The following is a 19519-nucleotide window of genomic DNA, read 5'->3' on the forward strand; positions in this document are numbered from 1 at the left end:
GAGTGACGAGCGGAGAGGTGGAGAGATGAACGGGAGCACACCTGTGGAGGACGGTTCGCAGCGGCTGGAGGCGGACGCGTCCGCCCGCGGCCTGGCGGTCGAGATCGTGGAGAGGCCCGCTGCCGGCAGCCTGCACGAGGCGGCCGCGCTGCTCGGCATCGAGCCCGGCGACATCGTGAAGTCGCTCGTGGTGAAGCGCCACGACGGCGGCTACCTGTTCGCCCTCGTCCCCGGCGGGCGGCAGATCGCGTGGCCGAAGCTGCGCGCGGTGGTCGGAGTGAACAAGCTCCGCCTCCCGGACGAGACGGCCGCCCTCGAGGCGACCGGCTACCGGCGCGGCACCATCACCCCGATCGGCTCCACGACGGCCTGGCCGGTCTACGCCGACGAGCGGATCCTCGGCCGCCGCGTGGCGATGGGAGCCGGCGCCGACGGGCGCAGCGCCTTCGTCGACGCGGACGCCCTCGTGGCCGCCTACGGCGCGACCGTGGCCGACATCACCGTGGAGGAGCCTCCGCGCTGATCGGCGGCACCTCGGCCTGCGGTTCCGCTTCCGTGGCCGGCGGCACGGCGCAGACGCCGTCCTCGCACAGCGGCACGCCGGAGTCGCCCAGCATCTCGAACGGCCCGCTCACGCGACGGCCGCCCGCTGCTCCAGCACGTGCTCGAGGACCTCGGTGAACGCCGCCGGCTCCTGGGCGCCGGAGACGCCGAAGCGCCCGTCGAGGACGAAGAACGGCACCCCCGAGATCCCGTACTCGCGGGCCTGGGCGATGTCGGACTGCACCCGCCCGAGGTAGCGCCGGTCCTCGAGAGCGCGGCGCGTCTCCGCCGGGTCGAGCCCGACCTCGCCGGCGAGCGAGGCGAGCACCTCCGGATCGGCCAGGTCGCGGCCCTCGACGAAGTACGCGCTCAGGAGACGCTCGACGAGCTCGAGCTGCAGTCCGTTCTCCTTGGCGTGGTGGAGCGCCTGGTGGGCGGTGACCGTCTTGACGTGGCGCACCGACTCGAAGTGGTAGTCGAGGCCGACGCTCGCCGCGATCGCCGTGACGGAGTCGAGCATCTGCTGCGCCTGCGCCTCCGGGATGCCCTTGTGCTCGGCGAGGAACGCCGCCTCTCCCCCGCGGTAGTCCTCCGGCGTGTCCGGCGAGAGCTCGAAGCTGCGGTACTCCACGACGACCTCCGGAGCCTCGGGGTGCGCGGCGCGGAACGCCTCGAGCCCGCGCTCGAACCGGCGCTTCCCGATGTAGCACCAGGGGCAGGCGATATCGGACCAGACGTCGACGGACAGGGGGCTCGGCTCAGCACTCACCCCCAGGACAACGGAGGGGGCGCCCCGCTATTCCCGCAGCACGCGGACGAGCTCGTCCACGTCGGACTCGTCGTTCCAGAGGTGGAAGGCGATGCGGAGCCGGCCGCCGCGGCCCGAGACGCGCAGACCCGCGGCCTGCAGCAGCTCCAGGTCCGCTCCCCCCTCGTCCGGCCAGGACACGAGCGCCCGGTGCTGAGGCTCCCGGTCCAGCCGCTCGCACAGCAGGTCGCCGAGGCCGGAGGCGTGCGCCCAGACCGCGTCGAGGTCGAGCGAGCGGAACAGAGCGAGCGACGCCTCGGCGCCGGCGAACGCCTGCCAGGCCGGCGAGACGTCGAAGCGGCGGGCGTTCTCGGCCAGGTGCATGGCCGGTCCGTAGCAGGACGACCACACGTCCTCCCCCGAGTACCAGCCCGCCTGCACGGGGACGAGCTCGGCCGCGTAGGCGGGCGACACCGTGAGGAACGCCACTCCGCGCGGCGAGCACAGCCACTTGTAGGCGTGGGTGAGGGTCGCGTCGAAGCGGGAGGCGTCGACCGGCAGGACGCCGGCCGCCTGCGTGAGGTCGCACGCGGTCCGCACTCCGTGGCGCGCGGCCGCCTCGAGGACGGAGTCGAGATCGGCGAGCGCTCCGCTGCTGGACTGCACGGCGGAGAAGACGACGAGGTCGTCCCCGTCCTCGACGGAGTCGGCCAGCGCCTCGAGCGCGACGGAGCGCACGGTCACTCCGCGGTGCGCCTGGGCGAGGAAGGGGAACACGATGGAGGAGAAGTCGCCGTCCACGCAGAGCACGCGGGCCCCGTCGGGCAGCGAGGCGGCGAGCACGGCGGCCATGGCGGAGGTCTGCGAGCCGATCGCGACACGGTCGACCGGGACGCCGGCGATCGCGGCGAACGAGGCACGCGCGCGCTCGGCGACAGCGCCGTAGGCGGCGGCCGTGCTCTCCCCGGACGACCAGCCGTCGAGGTCCGCCCGCAGCGCCTCGACGGTCTCCCGCGGCGGCAGGCCGAGGGTGCAGGCGTTGTGGTAGCCGCGGGCACCGGCGAAGCGCGCGCGCAGGTCGGCGGAGTTCGGCAGTGCGGTGCTCACCTCTCGAGGATGACGCTCCGGAGCCGGATCGCCAAGACCGGGGAGCGACCGGGCGCGTCGGCGGCGGGCCCGGTCAGCGGGCGGCGAGAGCGTGCGCCTGCTCGAGCACGGCGACGACCTCGCGGGCCTCGCGCACGTCGACCGGCGAGGGAGCGCCGTCCTGGAGCGACCGCGCGACCTGCTCGAGGAACGCGGCGTAGCGTCCCCGCACACTCGGCACGGGGTGTGCGCCGGAGTCGTCGACGAGGACGCCCCATCCCTCCGGCGCGACCTCGCCGAAGCCGTCGTCGTCGGGCCTGGCGCCGCCGGTGCGGAGCACGGTCTCCTGCGGATCGAGACCGTCGACGCTGAAGGCGGCGCGGGTTCCGAGCACGCGGAAGCGGGGCCCGGTCGCCCGGGCGACGCGGCTCATGGTGAGGTGGGAGCGGACGCCGCTGTGATGCAGGAGCGAGACGAACGCGTCGTCCTCGCTCGCCGAGCCCTCGTGGACGGTCCGGGTCTCGGCCGCCGTGACGACCGCCGGGCCGAACAGCAGCAGCGCCTGGTCGACCAGGTGGCTGCCGAGATCGAAGAGGATCCCGCCGCCCTCGGCCGGACCCGTCTCGCTCTGCCACCGGCCCGTCTTCGGCGCGCTCCAGCGCTCGAAGGTCGACTCGAAGCGGAGGACCTCGCCGAGGACCCCTTCGCCCAGGAGGCGGCGGAGCGTGAGCAGATCGGCGTCCCAGCGCCGGTTCTGGAAGACGAAGACGGGCGCACCGCTCCGCTCGGAGGCGGCGATGATCGCGTCCGCGTCGGCGGCGCTCGGTGCGAAGGGCTTGTCGATCACGACGGCGACACCGGCCTCGAGCACCCGGACGGCCTGCTCCCGGTGCACCGACGGCGGCGAGGCGAGCACGACCAGCTCCGGCCGCTCGGCGAGCACCGCGTCGAGGTCGGGCACGATCCGGGCCTCCGGATGCGCGGCGGAGGCCGCGGCCCTCCGACCGGCGTCGCGGGTGGAGACGGCGACGACCTCGAAAGCGGGATCCGCCGCGAGGAACGGACCGTGGAAGACGCTGCCCGCGAGCCCGAAGCCGACGATTCCGGCCCGGATCACGAGGAGGCCCCCGGCACGTCGACCGCGCCGCCGAAGCGGCGGGAGCGGCCGGAGTAGTGCTCGATCGCGTCCCAGAGGTCGGTCCGCGTGAAGTCCGGCCAGAGCCGGTCGAGGAACACCATCTCGGCGTAGGCGCTCTGCCAGAGCAGGAAGTTGCTGGTGCGCTGCTCGCCGGAGGAGCGCACGAAGAGGTCGACGTCCGGCATCTCGGGCACGTAGAGCGCCTTCGCGATCGTCTTCTCGGAGATGCCGGAGGGCTTGAGCCGCCCTGCCTGGACCTCGGCGGCGAGCCGCTGCACCGCGTCGGCGATCTCGGTGCGCCCGCCGTAGTTGACGCACATGGTGAGGGTGAGCACGTCGTTGTCCGCGGTCATCCGCTCGGCGAACTGCAGCTCGTTGATCACCGACGCCCACAGGCGCGGCTTCCGCCCGGCCCAGCGGATGCGCACGCCCCACTCGTTGAGCTGATCGCGGCGGCGGTGCAGCACGTCGCGGTTGAAGCCCATCAGGAAGCGCACCTCCTCGGGCGAGCGCTTCCAGTTCTCGGTCGAGAACGCGTAGACGCTGAGATGCTTCACGCCGATCTGGATCGCTCCGGCCACGACGTCCAGCAGCGCCGTCTCGCCGCGCTTGTGCCCCTCGATCCGAGTCAGGCCGCGGGAGTTCGCCCAGCGGCCGTTCCCGTCCATCACGATGGCGACGTGCCCCGGAACGGCCTTCCGCGGGATCGCGGGCGGGTGGATCCCGGTCCAGTCGAGAGGGCGGTACGGCTCGGCGTCCTTGTGGGTGAAGGGCTTCATCGGGTGACGTGCTCCAGGGATCTCAGACCGCGTTCGAGGTGGAACTGCGTGTAGGCGGCGACCACTCCGCTCGCCCGCGACCGCGTGGTCGGCTCGGTGGTCTCGGCGTGGGCCCAGTCTCCCGTGAGCAGCGCACCCAGCAGGACCACGACCTCCGGAGCGACCCGCGGTGCTCCGGGCGGCGTGCAGTCGGCGCAGACGACGCCTCCGAGCTGCACCACGACCGCGCCGTGGGGCCCGGGGGCGCCGCAGCGCGCGCAGTCCTCGAAGCTGGGCGCCCAGCCCGCGATCGAGAGCGCCCGCAGGAGGTAGGAGTCGAGCGTCAGCACCGGCTCGTGCTCGTGCTTCGAGAGCGATCGCAGGGCCCCGACGAGCAGCAGGTACTGCTGCAGGGAGGCGTCCGCGTCGGTGAGGCGGTCCGCCGTCTCGACCATCGCGCTCGCCGCCGTGTAGCTGTCGTAGTCGGCGGCGATCAGCGCACCGTAGGCGCCGAGCGACTCGGCCTGCGTGACGATGTCGAGGCTCCGGCCCTCGTAGAGCTGGAGGTCGGCGACCATGAACGGCTCGAGCCGCGAGCCGAACTTGGAGCCGGTCTTGCGCACGCCCTTCGCCACCGCGCGGATCTTGCCGTGGCTGCGCGAGAGCAGCGTCACGATGCGGTCGGCCTCGCCCAGCTTGTGCGTGCGGAGCACCACGGCTTCGTCGCGATAGGTGGGCATCCTCCGATTATCCTCCCGACCCCCGACACCCGGCTGGCAGCCCGGCCGGAGCAGGCCCCGCGCCGTGGAACGATGTCCGGGTGGCAGCCTCCCTCTTCGAGATCCCGGCCTGGGCCGACCTGCTCGCGATCGCCATCGGCTGCCTCCAGGGCGCGATGTTCGCGGGCGAGTTCCGCGACCGCCGGATCGACCTGCTCGGCGTCACGATCATCGGCACGGCCACCGGCCTCGGCGGCGGCGTGCTCCGCGATCTGCTGCTCCAGACGCCCCTGGTGGCCCTGCACACCGACGCGTACCTGATCGTCGCGGTGACCGCCTCCCTGCTCGGGATGCTGCTCCAGCACCTGCTGAACCGGGTCGACGGGACGATCACCGCCCTCGACGCGCTGACCCTCGGGCTCTTCGGCGCGATCGGCACCACGAAGGCCCTGTCGCTCGGCGTGCCGGAGGTGCCGGCCGTGTTCGTCGGCACCGTCTCGGCCGTCGGCGGATCCGTCGTCCGCGACATCCTGCTGAACCGGCCGATCGCGCTGATGCACGTCGGCTCGCTCTACGCGGTCGCCGCCTCGGTGGGCACGGGCGTCCTGGTCCTCGCGCTGCGCTTCGGAGTGACGATCGACTTCGCCGCGCCGCTCGCGGTGGGCGTGACCACGGTCATCCGGCTGCTCGCGGTCCGCTACGGCTGGAGCCTGCCCGAGCAGCGCGCGCTCAGCGGGGTGCCGCGACTGCGCTGGCGCCGCCGGACCTAGCGGCGGCCGACCCGGACGCAGGGAGCGGAGTCCGGCGCGGTCCGCGCACGGGAACGCCGGGGGAGCCGCGACGCATCACGGCTCCCCCGGCGGGGATCGGGCCCGATCAGGCGGAGGCGCCGGCCAGCTCGCGGACCGGGACCTCCTCGCGCAGGGCGCGGTTGACGGCAGAGACGATGGCCTTGAGGGAGGCGGTCGAGATGTCGGCGTCCACGCCCACGCCCCACAGGGTGCGGCCGTTCACCGTGCACTCGACGTACGAGGCGGCCAGCGCGTCGCCGCCGGCGCTGAGCGCGTGCTCGACGTAGTCGAGGACCCGGACCTCGACGCCCTGCTGCTCCAGCACGGCCTCGAAGGCGTTGATCGGGCCGTTGCCCCGCGAGCTGGCCGAGACGCGCTCGTCGCCCACCCGGAGGACCGCGTCCAGCGCGATGCTGCCGCCCAGATCGCTCGACGTGTTCGTGCGCAGCAGCTCGAAGCGGCCCCACTTCTCGTCGGCGCGCTCGGCGGGCGCCGGCAGGTACTCGTCCTGGAACACCGTCCAGATCTGCTCGCTCGTGACCTCGCCGCCCTCGGCGTCGGTCTTGGCCTGCACGACGCCCGAGAACTCGATCTGCAGCCGGCGCGGCAGGTCGAGCGCGTGGTCCGTCTTCAGCAGGTACGCGACTCCGCCCTTGCCGGACTGCGAGTTGACGCGGATGACCGCCTCGTAGGAGCGGCCCAGGTCCTTCGGGTCCACCGGCAGGTAGGGCACGGCCCAGGTGAGCTCGTCGACGCTGCGGCCGGTCCGCTCGGCCTCGGCCTGCATCGCCTCGAAGCCCTTCTTGATGGCGTCCTGGTGCGAGCCGCTGAAGGCGGTGAAGACCAGGTCGCCCGCCCAGGGGCTGCGCTCGGGCACGGGCAGCTGGTTGCAGTACTCGGCGGTGCGCTTGATGCCGTCCATGTCGCTGAAGTCGATCTGCGGGTCGATCCCCTGGGTGAACAGGTTCACGCCCAACGCGACCAGATCGACGTTGCCGGTGCGCTCGCCGTTGCCGAAGAGGCAGCCCTCGATCCGGTCGGCACCGGCCAGGTAGCCCAGCTCGGCCGCCGCCACGGCCGTGCCGCGGTCGTTGTGGGGGTGCAGCGACAGCACGATGTTCTCGCGCTGCGCGAGGTTGCGGCTCATCCACTCGATCGAGTCGGCGTAGACGTTCGGGGTGGCCATCTCGACGGTGGCGGGCAGGTTCAGGATGACCTTGCGCTCGGGAGTCGGCTCGAAGACCTCGACGACCCGGTCGCAGATCTCGCGGGCGAAGTCGAGCTCGGTGCCGGTGTAGCTCTCGGGCGAGTACTCGTAGTAGACGGCCGTGCCGGGGACGGTCGACTCCATCTCGCGGCACTTGCGGGCGCCGGCCAGCGCGATGTCGATGATGCCCTGACGGTCCTTGCGGAACACGACCTCGCGCTGCAGCACGCTCGTGGAGTTGTAGAGGTGCACGATCGCCTGGCGCGCACCGCGGATCGACTCGTAGGTGCGCTCGATCAGGTGGTCGCGGGCCTGGGTCAGCACCTGGATCGTGACGTCCTCGGGGATCGCGCCCTCCTCGATGAGGCTGCGCACGAAGTCGAAGTCGGTCTGGCTCGCGCTCGGGAACCCGACCTCGATCTCCTTGTAGCCCATCCGGACCAGCAGATCGAACATGATGCGCTTGCGCTCGGGGCTCATCGGGTCGATGAGCGCCTGGTTGCCGTCGCGGAGGTCCACGGCGCACCAGCGGGGCGCGGTCGTGATGCGCTTCGACGGCCAGGTGCGGTCGGGCAGGTCCACGGCGATCAGCTCGTGGAAGGGACGGTACTTGCCGATCGGCATGGGCGACGGCTTCTGGTTGTTCAGCATGAGGTGCTCTCCCGGCGCAGTGGTGCGCACGTGTCTGTTCTCGCTCGTGACCGATGCCGCTCGCGTGCGGCTCCGCTGGTGGGCGGTGCCGGTCGGGCGGTCTCGCGGGGATCCGGATGCGGATCGACCTCGCGGGCGAGGGATGGTTCAGCCGACGACGGACTCCGCGACGAGGATGGCCTGAGGATCAGATCTCGTCGCGGCGGAGAAGGAGGAGCTGTCCGAAGCGCACCCGGTCAGGGTAGCACCGCCCCCGCGGCGCGTCACCCCGGCGTCCCGCTCTAGGAGACCAGGCCGTTCTCGTAGGCGTAGACCACCAGCTGCACGCGGTCGCGCAGGCCGAGCTTGCCGAGGGTGCGGCTGATGTGCGTCTTCACCGTCGCCTCGCTCAGGAACTCGGCGCGCGCGATCTCGGTGTTGCTCATCCCCCGCGCGGCCAGGTGGAAGATCTCGCGCTCGCGGTCGGTGAGGGTCGCGAAGGCGGGCGGGGTCTCGCGTCCGCTGCCCGCCGCTCCGAAGTGCTCGAAGAGCTCGCGGGTCGCGGAGGCGGCGACCACGGCGGTCCCCGCGTGCACGGTGCGGACGGAGGCGAGGAGGAAGCCGGGCTCCGTGTCCTTCAGGAGGAAGCCGCTCGCACCCGCCCGGATGGCGCGCGCGGCGGCCTCGTCGAGGTCGAAGGTGGTCAGCACGAGGATGCGCGGAGGCTCGACCCGCCGCTCCTGCGCGTCCGCGAGGATCCGCCGGGTCGACTCGATCCCGTCGACGCCCGGCATCCGGATGTCCATCAGCACGACGTCGGGGGCCAGCCGCGCGACCAGCTCCGCGCCCTCCGCCCCGTCCGAGGCCTCGCCGACCACCTCGAGGTCGGGCTGCGAGCCGAGCAGCATGCGGATGCCGGCGCGGAAGAGGGCCTGGTCGTCGACGAGGACGAGGCGGATGGTGTCGGTCATGCGGGGCTGCCTCCGGAGGCGAGGGGTAGGGCGGTGCGGGCGAGGGACGGGGAGGAGGGCAGGCGCGCGTCGACGACGAAGTCGTCCCCGACCGGGCCGGCGGCGAGCACTCCCCCGACGAGCGCGGCGCGCTCGCGCATGCCGACCAGGCCGTGGCCCTCACCGGGCAGGGAGTCGCGCTCGGAGTCGGCGCACCGGGCGTTCCGCACCGTCAGGGCGAGCTGGCCGCCGTCCTGGCGCAGGGCGATGTCGAGCGGGGAGCCCGGGCGCCCGTGCCGGAGCGCGTTCGTGGTCGCCTCCTGGGCGATGCGGTAGAGGGCGAGCCCGACGGCGCGCGGCACGGCCTCGAGGTCGACGTCGAGCTCGGCGCGGACGGGGGCGCCGGCGCCGCCCACGCTGTCGAGGAGGGCCGGCAGATCGCGTGCGCCGGGCTGCGGGCCGTCGCTCTGCGAGTGCCGCAGCTGCGCGAGGAGCACGCGGACGTCGCCGAGGGCGTCCCGCGCGACGGAGGAGATGGTGAGCAGGGCGGCGTCGGTCTGCTCGGGACTCGTGGCGCCGAGGTAGCGCGCGCCGTCGGCCTGCGCGATCACCACGGCGAGGGAGTGGGCGACGACGTCGTGCATGTCGCGGGCGATCCGGTTGCGCTCCTCCACGGTGTCGAGCTCGCGCTGCGCTCGGGCGCGCTCCTGCTCGGCCTGCGCGCGCAGGGTCTGGCCCTCCCGGGCCCGGCGGACCGCCCGCGAGAGCAGGCCGATGGTCCAGGAGAGGCCGAGCGTCGCGAGGATCCCGCCGAAGGTGGCTCCGGCCGACAGCAGGCCGTCGTAGGCGCTCGCGACGAGGTCGAAGACGAGGACGAGGTAGACCACGGCGACCACGGCGCCGAGGACGGCCGACACCGCGCCCGCGATCCGCACCCGTCGCGACTCCGACGCGCCGGCGCCGAAGAGGACGGCCAGGATGGCCAGATCCGCCGGTCCGGGAGCGAGGCTCGCGCTCATCTGCAGGGCGGCACCGGCCCAGGCGATCGAGAGGGCGAGGACCGGTGACCGCCGGTGCAGTACCAGCGCGACCGCGAGCACGCCCGCGACCAGCAGCTGCATCGCGCCGTCCACCCCGGCGAACGGGAGGCCGGCGACGAGGAGGAGCACCAGCGCCTGACCGCCGGCGACCCCCACCGCGAAGGGGTCCTGCGGGCCGGCGACCCGGGTCAGCAGCGCGTCGATCCGATCGCCCGCGAGGACCGGCGCCCGCAGCGCGTTGAGGTACACGAGGACCTTCGCCGCACCGAGCACGGAGGCGACTGCGAGGGCGACCAGGGCGAGGACCACGAACTCCACGCGGGCGGGGAGCCCGGACGGATCGAGCGGACCGGAGAGGCCGAGCGCGACGGTGACGCCGCCGATCCCGGCGAGGATGAGGCCGCCCGCGAGCGCCAGGGCACGGGTCCAGGGCCCCACGCGGCGGGTCGTCTGCCAGAGGACGACCAGGCCGACGAGCACCCCGTCGACGGGGACGCCGCCCAGGAGGACGCCCCCGTCGGCGAGCGCGCCGACCGCGACGAGCGAGGGGGCGAGCGCGGGCAGGAAGCCCGCGACCGCGAGGGCCAGCGCCAGCACGAGGCCGCCGGCGATCCGCTCGGTCGGAGTGACCCCGGTGAGCCCGAGCAGCAGGTGGAGCGCGGCGAGCACCGCCCCGGCGATCGGCAGGGCCGCCGGTCGGTCGAGGAGGGCGCGCATGAGGACCACGCTACGGGTCCGTGCGCCCGGGGGCGTCGTCCTGGAGGGTGACCGCCGTCGTCCCTCCGGCGTCAGAAGCCCAGGCGCCCCAGGAGCTTCGGGTCGCGCTGCCACTCCTTGGCGACCTTCACCCGGATCGAGAGGAACACGCGGCGGCCCAGCAGGCGCTCGATCTGCTCGCGGGAGACGGCTCCCACCTCGCGCAGGCGCTGGCCGCCCTTGCCGATGATGATGCCCTTCTGGCTGTCGCGCTCCACGAAGACGTTGGCGTAGATGTCGATCAGCGAGCCGTCCTCGCGCTCGACCATGTCGTCGAGCGTCACGGCGAGGGAGTGCGGCAGCTCGTCCGAGACGCCCTCGAGGGCGGCCTCGCGGATGAACTCGGCGATCCGCGAGGACAGGTCCTCGTCGGTCACCGCCTCCTCCGGGTAGAGGGCGGGCGAGACGGGCATCAGGCGCAGGAGCTCGACGGCCAGGACGTCCAGCTGCTCCTCGGTCACGGCCGAGATCGGCACGATCGTGTCCCACTCGCGCAGCTCCGAGACGGCGAGCAGCTGCTTCGCCACGGACTTCTTCGAGGAGAGGTCCACCTTCGAGACGATCGCGACCTTCCGGGCGCGCGGGAAGGAGTCGAGCTGCTCGTTGATGAAGCGGTCTCCCGGGCCGATCGGCTCGTCCGCGGGGAACAGCATCCCGATGACGTCGACGTCGCCGAGGGTCGAGGTGACGAGCGAGTTCAGCCGCTCTCCGAGGAGCGTGCGCGGCCGGTGGATGCCGGGGGTGTCGACGACGATCAGCTGGCCGTCGGTGCGGTGCACCACGCCGCGGATAGCGCGCCGCGTGGTCTGGGGCTTCGAGCTCGTGATGGCGATCTTCTCGCCGACGAGGGCGTTCGTGAGCGTCGACTTGCCCACGTTCGGGCGGCCGACGAAGGACACGAAGCCCGCCCGGTAGGGAGCGGCGGCGGGAGTGGTGTCGGTCATCGTGCGTCCTCGTGCTGATCGCCCGTGGCTCCGCGGGTGGGAGCCGTGCTCGGGCTGGGGGTGGTGGTGCCGCCGTCCGCGATGATCGCGACGGGGCCGGTGCCGGGCTCGCCGGCGGTGTCCAGATCGGGATCGCGGCGAACGATCACCGTGGAGATGGTCCCACGGCGCGGGTCCGCCTGCTCGGCCTCGAGCAGCACTCCGCCGATCCGCGCCGTCGCGCCGCGCTCGGGGAGGCGCCCGTAGGCCTTGGTCAGCAGTCCGCCGACCGAGTCGACGTCGTCGTCCTCGAGGTCGAGCTCGAACAGCTCGCCGAGCTCGTCCACCGGCAGGCGCGCCGAGACGCGGTAGACCCCGGGCGCCGTCTCCTCGAAGAGGTCGACCTCGCGGTCGTACTCGTCGGAGATGTCGCCGACGAGCTCCTCGATGAGGTCCTCCAGCGTCACCAGGCCCGCGATGCCGCCGTACTCGTCGACCACCATCGCGAGGTGGTTGGACTCGAGCTGCATCTGGCGGAGCAGCTCGTCGGCCTTCTTCGACTCGGGCACGAACAGCGCCGGGCGCGCGAGATCGGCGACCGTGTCGTCGTCGTCCGGCCGCTCGTAGGTGTGCCGGGCCACGTCGCGCAGGTAGAGCACGCCGAGGACGTCGTCGACGCCGTCGCCGATGACGGGGAGCCGGGAGATGCCGCGGCTCAGCAGGAGCCCCATGCCGGCGCCGACGGAGGAGGTCGCCTCGATCGTCACCATGTCGGTGCGGGGCACCATCACCTCGCGGACGAAGGTGTCGTTGAACTCGAAGATCGAGTGGATCAGCTCGCGGTCGTCCTGCTCGAGCACGTCCTGCTCGGTCGCCTCGTCGACCATGCTGAGCAGCTGCTCCTCGGAGGAGAACCCCGCCGAGCGCCCGGTTCCCGGGGTCACTCGGTTGCCGAGGGCCACGAGCCCGTGCGCGACCGGGCCCAGCGCGAGCCGGAGCACGTGCACGAGCGAGGCGCTGGTGGACAGGACCGCGCGGGCGTTGGCGCGCCCGACGCTGCGGGGGCTGGAGCCGACCAGGACGAACGAGACCGCCGCCATGATCAGGACCGCCAGCAGGAGCGCGAGCCAGAGCTGCGGGACCTCGACGACCAGCACCGTGGTGACGAACACCGCGGCCGTCGTCTCGGCCGCGATCCGCGAGAAGTTGACGACGTTGACGTGGGCGCTCATGTCGCCCGCGATCGCGCGGAGAGCACGGGCGCTGCGGGAGTGCTGGGCCATGTCGAGCAGGTCGCTGCGCGAGAGGACGCCGAGGGCGGCGTCGGTCGCGGCGAACCAGCCGCCGACGGCGACGAGCGCGAGGGCGGCGATGAGGAGCTGGAGAGTGGGCACGGCGCGCTCTAGCGGCGTCGCTCGCTGATGTGGAAGCCGACCAGGATGTCGCGCTGGATGCCGAACATCTCGCGCTCCTCCTCCGGCTCGGCGTGATCGAAGCCGAGCAGGTGCAGGAGCCCGTGGGCGGTCAGCAGCTGCAGCTCGTCGAGCACGGAGTGGCCGGCCGACTCGGCCTGGGACTGCGCGACCTGCGGGCAGAGCACGATGTCGCCGAGGAGCCCCGCGGGGGTCTGCTCGTCCTCGGTCCCGGGACGCAGCTCGTCCATCGGGAAGCTGAGCACGTCGGTCGGCCCCGGCTCGTCCATCCACTGCACGTGCAGCTGCTCCATCGCGCCCTCGTCGACCAGCACGATCGCGAGCTCGGCGTCGGGGTGCACGTGGAGCGAGTCGAGCGCGTAGCCGGCGAGGCGCAGCAGGGCGGCCTGGCCGCGGCGCTCGGCGCGGTTCGCGAACTCCCGGGCCTGCTCGCGCTCGAAGTGCTGCGCCTGCTTCTGCTGGTCGTACTCGGTGTACGCGTCCACGATGCGGCCGACCAGGCTGTGGCGCACCACGTCCTCGCTGGTCAGGCGCGAGAAGTGGATGTCGTCGATGCCGTCGAGCACGCGCGTCACGAGGCGGAGTCCGCTCGCGCCGGTCGGCAGGTCGACCTGGGTGATGTCGCCGGTGACGACCATCTTGGAGCCGAAGCCGAGGCGGGTGAGGAACATCTTCATCTGCTCGGGCGTCGTGTTCTGCGCCTCGTCGAGCACGACGAACGAGTTGTTGAGCGTGCGCCCGCGCATGTAGGCGAGCGGAGCGACCTCGATCGTGCCGGCCGCGAGCAGCTTCGGGACGATCTCGGGGTCCATCATCTCGTTCAGCGCGTCGTAGAGCGGGCGCAGGTACGGGTCGATCTTGTCGGTGAGCGAGCCTGGCAGGTAGCCCAGCCGCTCCCCCGCCTCGACCGCCGGGCGGGTCAGGATGATCCGCTCGACCTCCTTGCGCTGCAGCGACTGCACGGCCTTCGCCATCGCCAAGTAGGTCTTGCCGGTTCCGGCCGGGCCGATGCCGAAGACGATGGTGTTCTGATCGACCGCGTCGACGTACTCGCGCTGCCCGAGCGTCTTGGGCCTCACGCTCCGTCCGCGTGCTGTGAGGATGGCCTGGCCGAACGCCTCGGCCGGGCTCACCGGCCCGCCGTTCTGCAGGATGCGGGCGGACTCGCGCACGCCCTCCGGGTCGAGATCGTGCCCGCTTGCGGTCATGCGCACCAGTTCTTCCACCAGGCGCGTCGCCGCGGCGACGGGCTCGCACTCGCCGTCGAGCGTCACCTCGTTGCCGCGCACGTGCACCCGGACATCGGGGAATCGTCCTTCGACCGCTCGGATGAGGCGGTCCTGGGGTCCGAGGAGGCGCACCATCGCGACTCCGTCGACGGCGACGACGCGCCGCGTCGTCTCGGACGCGTCCGCGCCGGGGGCGGGACGCTCGTCGGGGCTCGCGCCCGTGTTCTCAACCGGTGGCAAGGGAGCCTTCCGTCTGGTGGCCGCCCAGGACGTGGGCGTGCACGTGGAACACGGTCTGGCCCGCCTCTTCGCCGGAGTTGAAGACGAGGCGGAACTGACCGTTGCTGTGGGCGTCGGCGAGCGACTGGGCGACCTGCACCATCTCGGCGAGCAGGGCGGGATCGGCGGCGGCGAGGGCGGCGACCGTGGCGTGCTCCTGGGTCTTCGGGAAGACGAGGAGGTGGACGGGCGCCTTCGGCTCGATGTCGGTGATCGCGAGGATGCGCTCGTTCTCGAACACCACATCGGCCGGGATCTCGCCCTGGACGATGCGCGTGAAGACGGTGGGTTCGCTCATGCACTCATCTTAAACGGGGCCCGTGCGCGACGGGCGCCGCGTTCGCCCACGGCACCCTGCTCCGGCGCCCCGAGGCGGCTGTGGAGGAGCGTCACCAGCGGCCCAGGCGGGCCGAGAGGACGGCGATGGCAGCGGGACCTGCGGTCGAGGTGCGCAGGACGGAGTCGCCGAGCGCGACGGCCTCGGCGCCCGCCTCCGCGAGCAGCCGCAGCTCCTCCGGAGCGATGCCGCCCTCGGGCCCGACGACGAGCACCAGGTCGCGTCCGTCCGGGACCACCTGGGAGAGCCGCGCCTGCGCCGAGGGCTCGAGGACCAGCACGCGGGACGTCGCGGCGCGCGCGACGAGACCGCGCACCTGCTCGAGCGGCGCGACCTCGGGCACCCGGGGGCGCAGCGACTGCTTGCTCGCCTCGCGCACGATGGCCCGCCAGCGCTCGCGCCCCTTCTCCTCCTTCGGGCCCGACCACCGCGAGATCGACCGAGCGGCCTGCCACGGGACGACCTCGTCCACCCCGAGCTCGGTCGCCGCCTGCACGGCGAGCTCGTCGCGGTCGCCCTTCGCGAGGGCCTGGACGAGGACAAGGCGCGGGGACGGAACCGGGGACTCCTGCACCGACTCCACGACGAGCACCACTCGAGCCGGCTCCGCGCTCTCGACGACCGCGGTCGCGACGAGTCCGCGCCCGTCACCGACCCGGACGCTCTCGCCCGCGCGGATCCGGCTGACGGTCGCGGCGTGCCGTGCCTCCGCGCCGGTGAGCGCGAGCCGGCCCCCGACGACGAAGCCCTCGGAGTTCAGCGACTCGTCGATGTAGTGGTGCGCCACGGGCTCAGCCCAGGAAGCGGTCGCGGAGCTTCGAGAAGAGGCCCTGCTGGAAGTGGGTCAGCGCGGGCTTCTGCGGCTTGTAGTGCTTCGCGAGCTCCTGGACCAGCTCCCGCTCGCGGTGGCCCAGCTTCGTCGGGGTGACGACCTGGATGCCGATGCGGAGGTCGCCGCGTCCGCTGCCCCGCAGGCGCGTGACTCCGCGTCCCTTGATCGTGACGATCTCGGTGCTCTGCGTGCCCGGCTTGATCTCGATCTCGATGTCGCCGTCGAGCGCCTTGAGCGACGCCGTGGAGCCGAGGATCGCGTCCGTCATCTGCACCTCGAGGGTGCAGAGCAGGTCGTCGCCGTTGCGGCTGAAGACGTCGTGGTGCTTGACCTTGATCTCGAGGTACAGGTCGCCGTTGGGGCCGCCGGCCGGGCCGACCTCGCCGCTGCCGGGCATCTGCAGGCGCAGGCCCGTGTCGACTCCCGCGGGGACGTCGACGGGGATGGTGCGGCGGGCGCGGACGCGTCCCTGGCCCTGGCAGGTGGAGCAGGGGGTCGCGATGACGGTGCCGTAGCCGCGGCAGGTGCCGCAGGGGCTCGCCGTCATCACGTTGCCCAGGAGCGAGCGGACCGTGCGCTGGATCTGGCCGGAGCCGTGGCAGATGTCGCAGGTCACCGGCGAGGTGCCGGGCTGGCAGCACGAGCCCTGGCACGTCTCGCAGAGCACCGCCGTGTCGACCTCGAGGTCGCGGTGGGTGCCGAAGATGACCTCGTCGAGCGAGACCTCCACGCGCAGCAGGGCGTCCTGGCCGCGCTCGCGGCGGGAGCGCGGCCCGCGGGACGAGCCCTGCGCGCCCTGCCCGAAGAAGGTCTCGAAGATGTCGCCGAACCCGCCGAAGCCCTGGCCGCCGCCGCCGAAGCCCTCCTGGGGCCCGCGGTCGTACTGCGCCCGCTGCTGGGCGTCGCTCAGGACGTCGTAGGCGTGCGTGACGAGCTTGAAGCGCTCGGAGGCGTCCGCGCTCGGGTTGACGTCGGGGTGCAGCTCGCGGGCGAGTCGGCGGTACGCCTTCTTGATCTCGTCGGCGGAGGCGTCGCGGTCGACGCCCAGCACTTCGTAGTGATCGGCCACAGGTGGCTTCGTCCTTCGTTCGTGGGTCGGTGGGCCGGGCACGGCGCACCGGGGGGATCCGGCGGGGGCCGGGAGGTCGGGCCTACTCCTCGCCGAGGAGGCGGGAGAGGTAGCGGGCGACGGCGCGCACCGCGGTGATGTTGCCGGAGTAGTCCATCCGGATCGGGCCGAGCACGCCCAGGCGCGAGACCTGGCCGCCCGCGGTGTTGTACCCGCTCGTGAGCACCGAGGTCTCCTGCAGCCCGAACGGCGCGTTCTCGCGGCCGATGCGCACCGAGATGCCCCGGGGGTCCGGGGTCATCTCGGCGAAGAGGCGCAGCAGCTCCACCTGCTCCTCGATCGCCTCGAGCACGGGGTAGATGCTGCCCGAGAAGTCCTCCTCGGTGCGGACGAGGTTGGCGGCGCCGGCCATGACCAGGCGGTCCTGCCGGTTGGCGCCGACCTGCTCGAGCAGGGTCTGCACGATCGGCGTCAGCACGTGGCGCCGCTCGGGGCTGAAGCGCTCCGCGACGGAGCCGAGCGTCTCGGCCGCCTGCTGGAGCCCGAGGCCCAGCACGGCCGTGTTGAGCTTCGCGCGGATCTCGCCCAGGAGCGCGTCGTCCACGTCCTCCGGGGTCTCGAGCACGCGCTGGTCGACCCGGCCGGTGTCGGTGATCAGCACCGACAGGAGGCGGCGGGGAGCGAGGGCGACGAGCTCCACGTGGCGCAGCCGCGCGGCTCCGAACGACGGGTACTGCACGAGCGCGACGCTGTTGGTGAGCTGCGAGAGCAGGCGGACGGTCTTGACCAGCACCTCGTCGAGGTCCGGGCTCTGCCCGAGGAACGTCTCGATCGCCTGGCGCTGCGCGGAGGTCAGCGGGCGGAGGTCGGCGAGCTGGTCGACGAAGAGGCGGTAGCCCTTGTCGGTCGGCACGCGGCCGGAGGACGTGTGCGGAGCCGCGATCAGCTCCTCCTCCTCCAGCTGGGCCATCTCGTTGCGGATGGTGGCGGCCGAGACGCCGAACGCGTGGCGCTCGACGATCGACTTCGAGCCCACCGGCTCCCGGTTCGCCACGTAGTCCTGCACGATCACGCGCAGGACCTGGAGACCGCGCTCCGTGACCATACGACCGACCTCCCGCCGGACTCCGAGTGCCCGCGGGCACGACCGTCTGCGGCGCTGACGCCGCGCGGAGCCTGGCACTCCGCAACTCTGAGTGCCAATCATAACCGGGAGGCGGACCGCCCGGCGGGGTTGCGCCGGGATCGGCCGGGGTGCACTCCTGCAGGGCCGCGGGGAGGAGCCCCGTCATCCCCGAGGAGGAGGTCCCGCGCGGCCCGGTGCGCAGGGAGTCACCGCATGCCACGATGGACGCCGAGCGCACGGGGGACGCCCGTCGCCGCCGCCGGAACGGAGACCATCATGTCGGCCACCCCTCCCCCGCCCCCCGTCTACGGGACCCCGGCTCCGCCGCTGAACCCGGCGGACGAGAAGACCTGGGCGATCGTCACGCACGTGACCGGCATCTTCTTCAGCTTCCTGCCCTCGCTGATCGTCTTCCTGGTCTTCAAGGGGCGCGGACCGTTCCTCGAGGCGCACGCCAAGACGGCCCTCAACTTCCACCTGACGACGCTGATCGCCTACGTCGCCGGGACGATCCTGTCCTTCGTCCTCGTCGGCTTCATCGTGTTCCTGGTCGTGCCGATCCTGGTGATCGTCTTCGCGATCATCGCCTCGGTACGCGCCAGCGCGGGCGAGTACTACACGTACCCGCTCAGCATCCCGTTCTTCAAGTAGCCGCGGCACCGGGGCGGCCGTGCGTCGCTCGCCCCGGGATCCGGCCTCAGCCGTCGGTGAGGCGGCGCACGACCGCGTCGGCCAGCAGACGGCCGCGCAGGGTCAGCACGATCCGGCCGCCGAGCGCCGCCCGGCCGTCGACGAGGCCGTCGGCGATGAGCCCCGCCACCTCGCTGCGCCGATCGGCGTCGATCGCGTCGATGGGCAGCCCGTCCGCCAGGCGCGAGCGCAGCAGCACGTCCTCCACACGCCGCGTGCCCGCGTCGAGCGTCTCCCGCCCGGCAGCGGGCGAGGCACCGGTGCTCAGCCGGTCGGCGTAGGCCGCCGGGTGCTTCACGTTCCACCAGCGCACGCCTCCGACGTGGCTGTGCGCGCCGGGACCGACGCCCCACCAATCGTGGCCGAGCCAGTACGAGAGGTTGTGCCGGGAGCGGTGGGCGTCGTCGCGCGCCCAGTTGCTGACCTCGTACCAGGAGTACCCGGCAGCGGCCAGGCGCGCGTCGGCGAGCTCGTACATGTCGGCGGTGAGGTCGTCGTCCGGGGTCGCGACCTCGCGGCGGCGGATCTGCCGGGCGAGCTTCGTGCCGTCCTCCACGATCAGGGCGTAGGCCGAGAGGTGGTCCGGCCGGTTGGCGAGCGCGGAGTCGAGCGACCGCTCCCAGTCCGCGAGGGACTCCCCCGGCGTGCCGTAGATGAGGTCGAGGCTGACCTGCAGGCCGGCCTCCCGCGCCCACTCGACCACGAGCGGGACCCGCTCCGGGTCGTGGGTGCGCTCGAGCGTGGCGAGGACGTGCGGCACGGCCGACTGCATCCCGAAGCTGACGCGGGTGAAGCCCGCCTCGGCCAGCGCGCGGAGGTAGGCGGCGTCGACGGAGTCCGGGTTCGCCTCGGTGGTGATCTCGGCGTCGGGCGCGACCCCGAAGTGAGTGCGGAGGCCGCCCAGCATCCGCACCAGGTCGCCGGCGGGCAGGAGGGTGGGCGTCCCGCCGCCGAAGAAGACCGTGCGGGCGGGGCGCCGGGGCAGGCCCGCGCGCTCGAGCACGTCGGCGCCGAGAGCCATCTCGGTGATCGCCTCGTCGGCGTAGTCCTGCTGCTTCGCCCCGCGGAGCTCGGTCGCCGTGTAGGTGTTGAAGTCGCAGTACCCGCAGCGGACCCGGCAGAACGGCACGTGCACGTAGAGGCCGAGGTCGCGCTGCTCCACGCCGTCGACGACGGACGCGGGCAGTCCGCCGTCGAGCGGAGCAGGATCGGCGATCGGGAGGGCGCTCCCCACG

19 protein-coding genes and 1 pseudogene are annotated in these 19519 nt (G+C 72.9%); 3 read left to right on the top strand and 17 right to left on the bottom strand.

Annotation, left to right across the window (positions count from 1 at the left end; translation table 11 throughout):
• The first annotated feature begins 25 nt into the window (after positions 1–25).
• Complete coding sequence (locus C5C39_RS09130) at positions 26–523, top strand: aminoacyl-tRNA deacylase (RefSeq protein WP_104223436.1); 498 nt, start codon at positions 26–28, stop codon at positions 521–523.
• 108 nt (positions 524–631) lie between these two features.
• Here C5C39_RS09130 and C5C39_RS09135 read toward each other — a convergent pair whose 3' ends face one another.
• The 5 genes from C5C39_RS09135 to recO all read right to left on the bottom strand — a co-directional run bounded on the left by C5C39_RS09135 (position 632) and on the right by recO (position 5013).
• The gene (locus C5C39_RS09135; RefSeq protein WP_104238217.1) at positions 632–1312 is read right to left on the bottom strand and encodes a DsbA family protein; all 681 of its coding nucleotides are present in this window, start codon (positions 1310–1312) and stop codon (positions 632–634) included.
• A 27-nt stretch (positions 1313–1339) separates the two neighbouring features.
• Complete coding sequence (locus C5C39_RS09140; RefSeq protein ID WP_104353183.1) at positions 1340–2398, bottom strand: aminotransferase class V-fold PLP-dependent enzyme; 1059 nt, start codon at positions 2396–2398, stop codon at positions 1340–1342.
• Positions 2399–2471: 73 nt separating this feature from the next.
• Positions 2472–3494 carry a Gfo/Idh/MocA family oxidoreductase gene (locus C5C39_RS09145; RefSeq protein ID WP_104353184.1) on the bottom strand — a complete coding sequence of 341 codons (1023 nt, stop codon included), beginning with the start codon at positions 3492–3494 and terminating at the stop codon, positions 2472–2474.
• Positions 3491–4294 (bottom strand): isoprenyl transferase, encoded by an 804-nt coding sequence (locus C5C39_RS09150; RefSeq protein WP_104234456.1) that lies wholly within the window; start codon positions 4292–4294, stop codon positions 3491–3493. Before C5C39_RS09150 ends, C5C39_RS09145 begins: the two co-directional genes overlap by 4 nt.
• Positions 4291–5013 carry a DNA repair protein RecO gene (gene recO, locus C5C39_RS09155; RefSeq protein WP_104223431.1) on the bottom strand — a complete coding sequence of 241 codons (723 nt, stop codon included), beginning with the start codon at positions 5011–5013 and terminating at the stop codon, positions 4291–4293. The genes C5C39_RS09150 and recO overlap by 4 nt, the downstream gene beginning before the upstream one ends.
• An 80-nt stretch (positions 5014–5093) precedes the next feature.
• Here recO and C5C39_RS09160 point away from each other — a divergent pair, with 80 nt between their 5' ends.
• Complete coding sequence (locus C5C39_RS09160) at positions 5094–5762, top strand: trimeric intracellular cation channel family protein (RefSeq protein WP_104223430.1); 669 nt, start codon at positions 5094–5096, stop codon at positions 5760–5762.
• Between the two features lie 106 nt (positions 5763–5868).
• Here the strand turns inward: C5C39_RS09160 and leuA are convergent, their stop codons facing one another.
• From leuA to hrcA, 11 genes and pseudogenes are all read right to left on the bottom strand, one after another.
• Positions 5869–7641 (bottom strand): 2-isopropylmalate synthase, encoded by a 1773-nt coding sequence (gene leuA, locus C5C39_RS09165; protein ID WP_104238221.1) that lies wholly within the window; start codon positions 7639–7641, stop codon positions 5869–5871.
• A gap of 281 nt (positions 7642–7922) precedes the next feature.
• Positions 7923–8591 (bottom strand): response regulator transcription factor, encoded by a 669-nt coding sequence (locus tag C5C39_RS09170; RefSeq protein WP_104234459.1) that lies wholly within the window; start codon positions 8589–8591, stop codon positions 7923–7925.
• The gene (locus tag C5C39_RS09175) at positions 8588–10327 is read right to left on the bottom strand and encodes a sensor histidine kinase (protein WP_146083904.1); all 1740 of its coding nucleotides are present in this window, start codon (positions 10325–10327) and stop codon (positions 8588–8590) included. The genes C5C39_RS09170 and C5C39_RS09175 overlap by 4 nt, the downstream gene beginning before the upstream one ends.
• Positions 10328–10398: 71 nt before the next feature.
• Complete coding sequence (gene era, locus C5C39_RS09180) at positions 10399–11310, bottom strand: GTPase Era (RefSeq protein ID WP_104223426.1); 912 nt, start codon at positions 11308–11310, stop codon at positions 10399–10401.
• Positions 11307–12683, bottom strand: a complete 1377-nt coding sequence (locus C5C39_RS09185; protein WP_104223425.1) for a hemolysin family protein — start codon at positions 12681–12683, stop codon at positions 11307–11309. The genes era and C5C39_RS09185 overlap by 4 nt, the downstream gene beginning before the upstream one ends.
• 8 nt (positions 12684–12691) lie before the next feature.
• Complete coding sequence (gene ybeY / locus C5C39_RS17855; protein WP_258059738.1) at positions 12692–13063, bottom strand: rRNA maturation RNase YbeY; 372 nt, start codon at positions 13061–13063, stop codon at positions 12692–12694.
• Between the two features lie 78 nt (positions 13064–13141).
• Positions 13142–14086 (bottom strand): annotated as a pseudogene (locus tag C5C39_RS09190) (PhoH family protein); the annotation flags it as partial.
• 91 nt (positions 14087–14177) lie between these two features.
• On the bottom strand, positions 14178–14528 hold the full coding sequence (locus tag C5C39_RS09195) for an HIT domain-containing protein (RefSeq protein WP_104225201.1): 351 nt from the start codon (positions 14526–14528) through the stop codon (positions 14178–14180).
• Between the two features lie 91 nt (positions 14529–14619).
• On the bottom strand, positions 14620–15354 hold the full coding sequence (locus C5C39_RS09200) for a 16S rRNA (uracil(1498)-N(3))-methyltransferase (protein ID WP_104353186.1): 735 nt from the start codon (positions 15352–15354) through the stop codon (positions 14620–14622).
• Positions 15355–15358: 4 nt separating this feature from the next.
• Positions 15359–16468: a molecular chaperone DnaJ gene (gene dnaJ / locus C5C39_RS09205; RefSeq protein WP_104225203.1), complete on the bottom strand. Its 1110-nt coding sequence runs from the start codon at positions 16466–16468 to the stop codon at positions 15359–15361.
• Between the two features lie 82 nt (positions 16469–16550).
• Positions 16551–17573, bottom strand: a complete 1023-nt coding sequence (gene hrcA / locus C5C39_RS09210; protein WP_104223131.1) for a heat-inducible transcriptional repressor HrcA — start codon at positions 17571–17573, stop codon at positions 16551–16553.
• A gap of 297 nt (positions 17574–17870) precedes the next feature.
• Here hrcA and C5C39_RS09215 point away from each other — a divergent pair, with 297 nt between their 5' ends.
• The gene (locus C5C39_RS09215; RefSeq protein ID WP_104223130.1) at positions 17871–18245 is read left to right on the top strand and encodes a DUF4870 domain-containing protein; all 375 of its coding nucleotides are present in this window, start codon (positions 17871–17873) and stop codon (positions 18243–18245) included.
• Positions 18246–18291: 46 nt separating this feature from the next.
• Here the strand turns inward: C5C39_RS09215 and hemW are convergent, their stop codons facing one another.
• Positions 18292–19518: a radical SAM family heme chaperone HemW gene (hemW, locus tag C5C39_RS09220; protein WP_104353187.1), complete on the bottom strand. Its 1227-nt coding sequence runs from the start codon at positions 19516–19518 to the stop codon at positions 18292–18294.
• Position 19519 lies beyond the last annotated feature (1 nt).

The sequence above is a fragment of the Rathayibacter sp. AY1F3 genome, from assembly GCF_002931975.1.
GTDB lineage: Bacteria > Actinomycetota > Actinomycetes > Actinomycetales > Microbacteriaceae > Rathayibacter.